Below are 12,478 nucleotides of genomic sequence, written 5' to 3'. Positions count from 1 at the left end.
CCAGCACCAGATCCCGAACGCCGTGCCGGTCCACCAGATGACGGGCGACCAGGCCGCCCAGCGTTCCGGTCCCACCGGTGATCAGCACCGTGCCGTCGCCCACTCCGGGCATCCGCAACACGATCTTGCCCACGTGCCGGGCCTGACTCATGAACCGCAGCGCCGCACCGGCCTGAGCCGCCGGGAACACCCTGACCGGCAGCGGCTCGACCTGGTTCAGGACCCGCTGCCACATCTCCGCGAGCCGGTCCGGGTCCAGATCCGCCACGTCGAACGGGACCTGCCGCGGATCACGGATGTCAGTCTTGCCCAGCTCGACGAAGCGGCCGCCGTCGGCCAGCATCCCCAGCGAGGCGTCCAGCAGTTCACCGGTCAGCGAGTTGAGCACGACGTCGACCTGGCCGAACTCGTCCGCGAAGTCCGCCGTACGCGAGGAAGCGATGTGTGTCACGCCCAGCTCGGCCACCGTGGCCTGCTTGGCCGGGCTCGCCGTCGCGAACACCTCGGCCCCGGCCGCCAGCGCCAGCCGGACCGCCGCCATGCCGACCCCGCCCGAGGCCGCGTGGATCAGCACCCGGTCGCCGGCCCGCACCCGGCCCAGGTCGAACAGCGCGTGATAGGCCGTCAGGTAGACGATCGGTATCGCCGCCGCCTCGACGTCGCTCCAGCCGTCCGGCACCGGCACCGTCAGCCGCGCGTCGGCCACCGCCAGCGGGCCGAATCCCTGGAACATCCCCATCACACGCATGCCGGGCACCAGGCCGCGCACCTCGGGGCCGACCTCGACCACTACCCCGGCGCCCTCGCTGCCCGGCGGCCGGGTGTCGTTGGGCAGCATGCCCAGCGCCGACAACAGGTCGCGGAAGTTCACCCCGGCCGCACGGACCGCGATACGCACCTCATGGGGACCCAGCGGCCGCTCGGCGTCCGGAGCCGGAACCACCCGCATCTGGTCCAGGTCACCGCCGGCAGCCCACTCCAGCCGCCACGCCCCCGGACCGGTCGGCAGCTCGGGTGCGGCCGATGCCGGGCGCAGGCGGGGCACCAGCGCCGCCCCCGCCCGCAACGCGAGCTCCTTCTCCCCGGTGGCCAGCGCGGCGGCGGTGATCTCGGCCGATTCGGGGCGCCCGTCGTCGTCGAGCAGTACCAGACCTGCGTCCGGGTGCTCGGACCGCGCCGACCGCACCAGCCCCCACACCCCCGACGACTCCAGCCCGGCGACCATGTCACCGTCCGCCGCGGCGACCGCGTCGCGAGTACGGACCACCAGCCGCGACCCCGCCGGGTACCCGGCCCCCAGCCACGCCTGCACCAGGCCCAGCCCGCCGGGCAAGTCCGCCGGCTCGGCCAAGGCGAACAACGGCTCGTCCGTCGCCTCGGGCAGGTCGAACTCCGGGCCGACGTGGATCCAGGGCTGCTCCGGTGCCGGGCCGAGGCTGAGCGGTGCCCATTCGAGTGACAGCAAGCCCACACCCGCGCCGGGGTCGGCGAGCCGGCTGGTGTCGGCGGGCCGGGAGACCATCGCGGCGGCCGATACCACCGGCCGGCCCTGACCGTCGGCGGCCAGCAGGGCGAACGCGTCCGGGCCGACCGGGCTCAACCGCACCCGCAGCGCAGACGCCCCCGTCGCGTGCAACCGCACATCCCGCCACGCGAACGGCAGCAGCACCCCCTGGCCGTCCTCCGCGGCCACGACCCTCACGTGCAAGGCGGAGTCCAGCAAAGCCGGATGGATCGCGAACCCGTTCTGAGCGTCCCCGGCGGGGAGCTCCACTTCGGCGTACAGGTCCTCGCCGAGCCGCCAGGCGGCCCGCAGGCCCCGGAACACCGGCCCGTACTCGTATCCGCGACCCGCCATGGCCTCGTAGGCGTCGCCGACCGGCAGCGGCTGCGCGCCAACCGGGGGCCACTGCCCTTCGAGGCCTTCCACCGTCCCGGCCGGATCGGCCAGAGTCGCGGTCGCGTGCCGGGTCCACTGCTCCCCGGTGCGGGAGAACACGGCCGCCCGACCGCCCTCCACCGACACCTGAAGGTCAATCGGGCCGTCATTCAGGACCAGGGGTTGCTCGAACGTGATCTCCTCGATCGCGGGCAGCCCGACGCGGTCCCCGGCGTTCAGCACCAGTTCGGCCAGCGCCGCCCCGGGCACCAGCACCGTTCCCGAGACCGCGTGATCAGCCAGCCATGGACTCGTCCCCGGCGACACCCGCCCCGACAGAACCCAGCCGGCGTCCTCGGCCAGCCGTACCGCGTTGTCCAGCAGCGGGTGACCCGCGTCGCCCCGGCCCGTCCCGCCACCCGAGGGCCAATACCGGCGGTGCTGGAACGGATACGTCGGCAGCGTCACCTGCCGGGCGACCGGAATCAGGCGGGCCCAGTCCACCGGCGCACCATGAGTCCACGCCTCACCCAGCGAAGCCAACAGGCGCCGCTGCCCGCCATCATCGCGACGCAGCGACCCAACCGCCCAACGATCCTCAATACCCGGCACCAACACCGGATGCGGGCTCACTTCCACGAACCCGGCCACCGGCACCGCCGCCACGGTCTGCGCGAACCGCACCCGCTCCCGCAGATTCCGCCACCAATACGCGGCGTCCAGCTCCACGGTGTCCATCACCGTGCCGGTCACCGCCGAATAGAACGGCACCCGACCCGGACGCGGCGATACCCGCACCGCCATCAAGTCGTCCCGCACCGACTCCACCAGCGGGTGATGGCTCGCGTAATCCACATCGACCCGACGGGCCCGGATCCCGGCCGCCTCACACCGCGCCGCCAACGCGTCCAACGGCTCGGGCGCGCCGGAGACCACGACCTGCGCCGCGGCGTTGACCGCCGCGATCCCCAACCCGTCCGCCAGCAGACCCTCGACCACCTCGGGGGCCGCCGCAACCGACAACATCCCGCCCGTACCCGCCAGCGCCGCCAACGCCCGACCCCGCGCGGTCACCAGACCGAGGGCGTCCTCCAATGACAGAGCCCCCGCGAAACACGCGGCAGCGAGCTCACCCTGTGAATGGCCCACCACCGCCGACGGGACCACTCCCGCCGCTTCCCACACCTTGGCCAGGCCGACCATCATCACGAACAGCGCCGGCTGGACCACCTCCACCCGGTCCAGCCCCACCCCCGACACCAGCGCGTCCCGCAGCGGAAAGTCCACCAGTTGCTCGCACTCGGCCACGAACTCGGCGAACACCGGCGAACAGGCGAGCAGCTCTCGTCCCATCCCCAGCCACTGCGAACCCTGGCCCGGGAACGCGAAAGCAACGCCGCCACCGGCCACCGACGGTCCACCCGGCTCGATCCGCGTCAGCGCCTCGTCCAGCTCCGCACGGTCAACACCCAGGGCTACGGCCCGGTACTCCAGCCCGGCGCGGCCCCCCGCCAGCGCACCCGCCACATCCGCGACCGGCGTTCCCGCCGGGACGTCCGACACCAGCCGACCCGCAAGCGCCGCCAGACCCGCACCCGAGCGCGCCGACAACACCCACGGCACCACCGCGCCGGTCACCACCGGCTCCGCCGACGGGACCTCGACCGAGGCGGCGGGGGCCTCTTCGAGAATCACATGGGCGTTGGTGCCGCTGATCCCGAACGACGACACACCTGCCCGCCGCGGACGGTCCGCCGGCTCCCACGGCCGCGCCTCGGCCAGCAGTCGTACCTCGCCCGCCGACCAGTCCACATGCGGCGACGGCTCATCGGCGTGCAGCATCGCCGGGAGCGTCCCGTGCCGCATCGCCTCGACCATCTTGATCACACCGGCCACGCCGGCCGCGCCCTGGGTGTGGCCGATGTTCGACTTCACCGAGCCCAGCCACAACGGACGGTCTTCCGGCCGCTCCTGCCCGTACGTCGCCAGGAGCGCCCGCGCTTCGATCGGGTCCCCGAGCGTGGTCCCCGTCCCGTGCCCCTCGACCACATCCACATCGCCCGGGGTCAGCCGGGCATCGGCCAGGGCCCGGCGAATGACGCGCTCCTGCGACGGGCCGTTGGGAGCCGACAGGCCGTTGCTGGCCCCGTCCTGGTTCACCGCACTGCCGCGTAGCACGGCCAGCACCGGATGCCCGAGCCGCCGCGCCTCCGACAGACGCTCCAGCACCAACACGCCGACGCCTTCGCCCCAGCCCGTACCGTCGGCCGCGGCCGAGAACGGCTTGCAGCGGCCGTCGGATGCCAAGCCGCCCTGCGCCGCGAACTCCGCGAACACCCCTTCCGTCGCCAGCACCGTCACGCCACCGGCCAGCGCCAGCGAGCACTCCCCGTTCCGCAGCGCCTGAGCCGCCAGGTGCATCGCCACCAGCGACGACGAACACGCCGTATCGACCGTCACCGCCGGACCCTCGAGACCGAACGTGTACGCCACCCGGCCGGAAACGACGCTCGACGCGTTCCCCGTGAGCCGGAAGCCGCCCGCGTCGCTGTCGGACAGCCGCGAGCTGTAGTCCTGGCCGGACAGTCCGGCGAAGACCCCGGTGTCGGAACCGCGCAGCCCGGTCGGGTCGAGGCCCGCCCGTTCCAGGGCCTCCCAGGACACTTCGAGCAGCAGTCGCTGCTGCGGATCCATCGCCACCGCCTCACGCGGCGAGATCCCGAAGAACTCCGCGTCGAAGTCCGCCGCGCCGGACAGGAAACCACCCACCCGCGCATACCCGGCCGACTCCGTATCCCAGCCGCGATCGGCCGGGAAGACACCGACCGCGTCCACGCCCTCGGACACCAGCCGCCACAAGTCCTCCGGCGACGCCACCCCACCGGGATAGCGACACGCCATCGACACGATCGCGACCGGCTCACCCACCGACCGCGCCAGTTCCACCTCCTGCTTCCGCGCGGCCACGCCGGTCGCCTGGTCGATCAGGTGCTCGGCCAGCACCTGCGGCGTCGGGTAGTCGAAGACCGCGGTCGGCGACAGCGCCACTCCGGTCGCCCCCGCCAGGCGGTTGCCGAATTCGACACCGGTGAACGAGGTGAAGCCCTGATCGTGGAAGGGCAGCGCAGGCGTGATCGAACCGGGATCGTCGTGGCCGAGCACCGCGGCGGCGTGCCGGCGGACCAGATCGAGTACGAGCTGGGAGTGTTCGGCCTCGGGCGCCTCGGCCAGACGGACGGCCAGCTCACCCATCGGGCCGGCGCCGACCGTGACCGCGCGCCGCCGGGGTCGGCCGAGGGCGTGCAGGACGGGAGACAGCGGCAGCCCGGCGGCGAGCGCGGCCCGCACCACGGCGATGTCCAGCCCGGCCGCCACCACCGGCTCCGGGGTCACCACCGCGGCGTCCAGCAAGCTCAGCGCATGCCCGGTCTCCAGTGCCACGCCGCCGCCACGGGTCAGCCGGTCCGCGTACTCCACGGGCAGGTCTTCGGTCAGCGCGCTGGTCCGCTCCCACATGCTCCAGGCGATCGACACCGCCGGCAGCCCTTCCGCCCGCCGACGCGCGGCCAGCGCGTCCAGATAGACGTTGGCCCCGGCATACGCCCCCAAGCCGGCCGTGCTCAGCAGTCCGGACAGCGAGGAGAACAGCACGAACAGCCGCAGGTCCAGGCCGCGGGTCGCCTCGTGCAACCGCCACGCCGAAACGGCCTTCGCCCGCAGCGCATGTCCGAGCCCTTCCGCCGTCAGCGCCTGCACCGTCTCCGGGGCCAGCACCCCGGCCGCGTGCACCACCCCGACCAGGCCCGGGATGCCCGCGACCAGCGCGTCGGCCGCGTCGGGGTCGGCCAGGTCCGAGGCCACGACCCGCACCCGGGCCCCGGCCGCTTCCAGATCGGCCACCAGCCCGTCGACACCGGGCGCGCCCGCGCCGGACCGGCTGGCCAGGACCAGGTCCCGGACGCCGTGCCGCGCCACCAGATGCCGGGCGACCAGACCGCCCAGCGTGCCGGTGCCGCCGGTGACCAGAACCGTGCCGTCCAGAGTGGGCCATTCGGGCAGCGCGGTGGCGGGCAGCGGGCGCAGCCGGGGCGCGCGTACCTCGCCGCGGCGAACGGCCACCTCCATGTCACCGCCGACCACCGGGGCGGCCAGCGGGGCCAGGTCGTCGGCATCGGTGTCAGCCAGCACCAAGACGTGGCCGGGGTGCTCACCACGGGCCGCCCGCACCAGACCCCACACCGGTGCCTGGCCCAGACCCTCCACCGTGTCACCCGGACCGGCCGCCACCGCCTGCCGAGTCACCACCACCAGGCGAGATCCGACCGGCCGAGCCACACCTGTCCACTGCTGCACAACGCCGAGCACCCAGCCCAGCGGATCCTCGCCCTCGCACACCGCGGCCACCGTCACCGGCTCGCCATCCGACGCCGGAACGCTCTCGCCGGGCCGGATCACCGTCCACTCCGCCGTCCCGGGGCCGTCCGCCGGCACCGGCTCCCAGCGCAGGCCGAGCAGATCACCACGCCCCGGCCCACCACCCGGCGCCGAACGCGTGGTCATCCGCGCGATCTCCAGAACCGGCTGCCCGGCACCGTCCACGGCCAGCAAACCCGACCCGTCCGAGCGGACCCGGAGCTCCCGCGCCCCGGCCGCATGCAGCCGTACGCCCTCCCACCGCGCGGGCACCTCATCCGGGCCCAGGTTCAGCGCGGCCTCCAGCAGCGCCGGGTGGACCGCATAGCCGGCCGCATCGGGCACCTCCACGGCCACCTCGTCGCCGGCATGGTCCGACACCGGCCGGACCTGTTCCGAGACGACCGCGCGGGCGTACCGCACCCACTCGCCCGCGGCGGACGGACGCGCGAACACCTCCAACCGCTGTCCCGCGATGCTCACCTGCACCTGCACCGGACCCTCCGGCGCCAGCACCCGCTCGAACTCAAGCTCCTCGAGCACCGGCCAACCGGCCTGCCCCGCCGCGTACACCGCCAGCTCGGCCACCGCCATCGACCCGTCGATCAGCGGATCGGCCGCCAGCCGCCCCGCGAACACCGTCCCGGCACCGCTCGCCAGCGGCACGCCTTCACCCAGCACCGGATGGCCCGACCCCGACGCCGCCCGGCCCGCCGCCCAATACCGGCGGTGCTGGAACGGATACGTCGGCAACGCCACCGGACGGCCGACCGGGACCAGGCGGGTCCAATCCACCGCCGCGCCATGGGCCCATGCCTCGGCCAGACCGGCCAACAGACGACGAGCCCCGGCGTTTCCCCGTTCGGCCAGACCGACCGCCCACACCCCGCTGTCGCCGCCGTCGTGGACCACGGCCGACAACACCCGGTCCGGGCCGACCTCCAAGAACCCGGCCGTGCCACGCCCGTGCAGATAACGGACGGCGTCGTGGAACCGGACGGTACCCAGCGCCTGCTCCACCCAGTGCCCCGGATCACGGAGCACGTCCGCGTCCGCTACGGCCCCGGTGACCGCCGACACCAGCGGGACCCGCGGCTCCGCGAACTGGATTCCGGCCACCACCTGCGCCAGCTCATCGGCGATCGGACGCATCAACGGGGAATGGAACGCATGGCTGACCTCGAGCCGGCGCACCTTACGGCCCTCCAGCCGCCCGACGGCGACCTCGACCGCTTCCTCGTCCCCGGACAGCACCACCGCCGACGAACCGTTCACCGCCGCCACGGCGACCCGGTCCTCCAGACCGGACAGGTCCACCTCATGCTCGCCGGCCCGCACCGCCGCCATCACCCCGCCGGGCGGCAGTGCCTGCATCAACGCGCCCCGCGCGACCAGCAGCCGCACCGCGTCCTCGAGAGTGACCGCGCCCGCCACATGGGCGGCCGTCACCTCACCCACCGAGTGACCGGCCACGAAATCCGGCTCCAAGCCCGCCGCCCGCGCCACCGCCGCCAACCCGGCCTCGAACGCGAAGATCGCCACCTGGGTGAATGCGGTCTGATGCACCTCGGCGCCGGAGAACATCACCTCCCGCAGCGAACGGCCCAGCAACGGATCCGCCACCGCACACACTTCGTCCAGCACGTCCGCGAACACCGGGGAAGAATCCGCCAGTTCCTGGCCCATGCCGGTCCACTGCGCCCCTTGACCCGGGAACACCCACGCCACCGGACCCCGGGCCGCCGCCCCGACCGGCTCCACCCGCGTCAGGCCCTCGTCCAGTTCCGCACGGTCGGCCCCGAGCACCACCGCCCGGAACTCCAGCCCAGCCCTCGAACCCGCCAGCGCCCCCGCCACATCCGCGATGTCGGCCCCGGCCGGCACACCCGACGCCAGCCGGCCCGCCAGCGCCCGCAACCCCGCATCCGACCGCGCCGACAACACCCACGGCACCACGCCACCGGTCACCACCGGACGGGCGGGCGCGGATCGCGCGGGAACCGCGTCCGGCGCCTGCTCCAGGATCATATGAGCGTTGGTGCCGCTGATCCCGAACGCGGAGACTCCGGCCCGGCGCGGACGGCCCTCCGACTCCCACCGCCGCGCCTCCGTCAGCAGGCGTACCTCACCGGCCGTCCAGTCCACATGCGGCGACGGCTCATCGGCGTGCAGGGTCGCCGGGAGCGTCGCGTGCCGCATCGCCTCGACCATCTTGATGACACCGGCCACACCGGCCGCGGCCTGAGTGTGCCCGAGGTTCGACTTCAGCGATCCCAACCACAGCGGCCGGTCCTCCGGCCGCCCCTGACCGTACGTCGCCAGCAGCGCCCGCGCCTCGATCGGATCCCCGAGCGTGGTCCCCGTCCCGTGCCCCTCGATCACATCCACGTCCGAAGCGGAAAGCCGGGCATCGGCCAGCGCCCGCCGGATCACCCGCTCCTGCGAAGGACCGTTCGGGGCGGTCAGGCCGTTGCTCGCGCCGTCCTGGTTCACCGCGCTGCCCCGCAGGACCGCCAGTACCGGATGCCCGAGCCGCCGCGCCTCGGACAGCCGCTCCAGCACCACCACCCCGACACCCTCGGCCCAGTTGGTGCCGTCGGCCCCCGCTGAGAACGCCTTGACCCGCCCGTCAGCCGCCAGCCCGCCCTGCACCGCGAACTCGGCGAACATCCCCGGGGTGGCCATCACCGTCACACCACCGGCCAGCGCCAGCGAGCACTCCCCGTTGCGCAGCGCCTGCGCGGCCAGGTGCATCGCCACCAGGGACGACGAACACGCCGTGTCCACGGTGACCGCCGGCCCCTCAAGACCGAATGTGTACGCCACCCGGCCGGACGCCACGCTCGACGTGTTGCCCGTCAGCCGGAAGCCGCCCGCATCGCCCTCCGGCAGCCGCGAGCCGTAATCCTGCGAGTACAGCCCCGCGAAGACCCCGGTGTCCGTGCCCTTCATCCCGGCCGGGTCCAGGCCCGCGCGTTCCAGCGCTTCCCAGGACACTTCGAGCAGCAGCCGCTGCTGCGGGTCCATCGCCACCGCCTCACGCGGGGACACCCCGAAGAACTCCGCGTCGAAGTCGGCCGCGCCGGACAGGAAACCACCCACCCGCGCATACCCGGCCGACTCCGTATCCCAGCCGCGATCGGCCGGGAAACCACCGACCGCGTCCACGCCCTCGGACACCAGCCGCCACAAGTCCTCCGGCGAGGAGACTCCGCCCGGGAACCGGCACGCCGTCGATACGATCGCGATCGGCTCACCCACCGACCGCGGCCGAGCCACCTCACCGGCAGTCGTTTTCGCACCCGACCCCAACCGCACCAGTTGCTCGGCCAGCGCCTGCGGCGTCGGGAAGTCGAAGACCGCGGTCGGCGACAGCTCGACTCCGGCCGCTCGGGCCAGGCGGGTACCCAGATCGACCCCGGTGAACGAGGTGAAACCCAGGTCGTGGAAGGTGAGCGTCGGGGCGACCGCACCCGGATCGTCGTGGCCGAGCACGGCGGCGGTGTGCTCGCGCACCAAGTCGAGCATGACCAGCGTACGTTCGCTCGGTGCCAGTCCGGCCATCCGCCGGTCGAGGGCGGAGCCAGTCGCGTCCGGTTCCGGCGCGGCCGCCGAGCCGAGCCAGTAGCGGGAGCGCTGGAACGCGTATGTCGGCAGGGGCACATGGGCGGCCGGGGGCGCGCCGAACACGGCGTTCCAGTCAATCGGTACGCCGCGGACGTGCATTTCGGCCAGGGCGGCGATCACGGACCGCGTCTCCGGCTGCCGGGCCCGAAGCACGCTGACGAACACGGCGTCACGGCCGGGCAGACAGGACCGGCCCATGGCGGACAGCGCCGTGTCCGGGCCGAGCTCGACGAACGTGGTGACGCCGGCCTCGTCGAGGGCCCGGATGCCGTCGAGGAACCGTACGGTCTGCCGGACGTGCCGGACCCAGTAGTCGGCCGAGCTCATCTCGTCACCGGTGACGACGCGCCCGGTTACGTTGGACACGACCGGAATGCGCGGGCGGGCGTAGCTGAGACGCTCCGCGACCTGACGGAACTCGTCGAGAATCCGGTCGGTGTGCGAAGAGTGGAAGGCCCGGTTCACCTCCAGCCACTGGCATTTGCCACCGTCGGCGCGCCAGCGCTCGGCCAGGTCGGTGAGCTCGTCGCGGTTTCCGGCAACGGTGGTGCTGACCGGGCCGTTGACCGCGGCGATCGAGACGTCCGTCGCCGCCGACTCGAGGAACGTGCGTACTTCCTGCTCCTCGCCGCGCAGCGACAGCATGGCGCCGTCCGGGAGGTCCTGCATGAGCCTGCCGCGCTCGGCGACCAGTGTGCAAGCGTCGTCCAGGCTCAGGATGCCGGCCACGTGCGCGGCCGCGAGCTCACCGATGGAGTGCCCGCCCAGCAGGTCCGGGGCGATGCCCCAGCTCTCGTAGAGGCGGAACAGCGCGACCTCGACGGCGAACAGGGCGGGCTGGCTGTAGGCGGTCTCGTTGATCAGGTCGGGGTCCCGCAGGATCTCGGCCAGGGAGTGGTCGAGGTGCGGATCCATGGCCCTCTCGACCTCGGCCAGGGCGCGGGCGTACGCCTCGTGCGCGGCGGCGAGTTCGAGGCCCATCCCAACGTGCTGGCTGCCCTGCCCGGAGAAGAGGAACGCGGTGCCGGCGGCGCCGGCCGTGCCACGGACGACGCCTCGGTGAGCGCGGTTGTCCGCGATGGCGGCCAGACCGGTGGCTAATCCCTCGCGGTCGGGGGCGATCACGACGGCGCGGTGCGCGAACGCGGTGCGCGTGGTGGCCAGGGCGTGCGCCAGCTCCGGCAGGTCCGCCGCGGGCGGCTCCGGCCGATCGAGGTGCGTGGCGAGGCGCGCGGCCTGGGCGGACAGGGCCGCGTCGGTCGCTCCGGAGACGACCAGCGGAAGGACACCGAGCTCGGGACGGTCCGGCGCGGCGGGCGCCGGCGCGGTCCACTCGCCCAGCACGACGTGGCAGTTCGTGCCGCCGATGCCGAATGAGCTGACCCCCGCGATCAGTTCGTCCCGCGGACGGGGCCAGGGCGACGCTTCCCGCTGGACTCCCAGACCGAGTTCGTCGAACGCGATCGCCGGGTTCGGCCGTTCGAAGTTGAGGCTGGGCACCAGTTCCCGGTGGGCGATGCAGAGCACTGTCTTGATCAGTCCGGCAATGCCGGCCGCGCCCTCGAGGTGGCCGATGTTCGTCTTCACCGAGCCTATCCGCAGCGGGGCGTCCGCCGGCCGTTGCCGGGCCAGCGCGGCACCGAGCGCGACCGCCTCGACCGGATCGCCGACCCGGGTGCCGGTGCCGTGCGCCTCCACGTACTGGACGTCGCCGACCGTGACCCCGGCCCGCTGGTAAGCGCTGGTCAGCAGCGCCTCTTGGGCCGCCGCGCTCGGGTCGGTCAGCCGCTCGGCGTCGCCGTCGTTGTTGATGGCGCTGCCCCGGATGACGCAGAGCACCCGGTCGCCGTCGGCGATCGCCGCGCTCAGCCGTTTCAGGACGACCAGACCGGCGCCCTCGCCCCGGACGAATCCATTGGCCCGCTCGTCGAAGGCGTAACAGCGGCCGTCGGGTGACATCGCGCCCAACCGGGCGGTGAGTCGGCCGCCGTCGGGGTCGGCGATGAGGCTGACGCCGCCGACCAGCGCCGTGTCACACTCGCCGCGCCGTAGGCTCTCGACGGCCAAGTGGACGGCGACCAGCGACGAGGACTGTCCGGCGTCGATGGTCAGGCTGGGGCCGTGCACACCGAGGAAGTGCGAGACCCGGTTGGCGATGATGCTGCGGTAGACGCCGGTGGCGCTGTACGCGCTCGGGCCGTCCGGGTCGCCGAAGGTCAGCCGGGCGTAGTCGTCGCCCATCACACCGAGGTAGACGCCGGTCGTGGTGCCGTGCAGTGAGGCCGGGACGATGCCCGCCTCTTCAAGCGCCTCCCAGGCCAACTCCAGGACGAGGCGCTGCTGAGGATCCATGGCGTGGGCCTCGGCGGGCGGGACCCCGAAGAAGCCGGCGTCGAACTCGTCGATCCGGGCGAGGAAGCCGCCCTGTGCCGACGCCGCCGGATCGGTGGGAAGACGATCGCCGGGGGCCGCTCCAACCGCCTCCACGCCGTGCCGCAGAAGGTCCCAGAACTCCGTCGGGCCGTCCGCGCCGGGCAGCCGGCAGGCGACGCCCACCAC

1 protein-coding gene (only partly in view) is annotated in these 12,478 nt (G+C 73.5%); it reads right to left on the bottom strand.

The window, feature by feature from the left end; all coding sequences use genetic code 11:
- Positions 1-12,478 carry the start of an SDR family NAD(P)-dependent oxidoreductase gene (locus tag ACJX2R_RS46995; protein ID WP_413105133.1) on the bottom strand. 17,972 nt of this gene lie to the left of the window's left edge, so the window shows 12,478 of its 30,450 coding nt (coding positions 1-12,478); its start codon is at positions 12,476-12,478; its stop codon lies off the left edge, out of view.

The sequence above is a fragment of the Streptomyces sp. Inha503 genome, from assembly GCF_047215865.1.
GTDB classification, from domain to species: domain Bacteria; phylum Actinomycetota; class Actinomycetes; order Streptomycetales; family Streptomycetaceae; genus Streptomyces; species Streptomyces lycopersici.
Note: the sequence above shows the minus strand (reverse complement) of the source record. Positions and strands in the feature narration are given on the sequence as shown.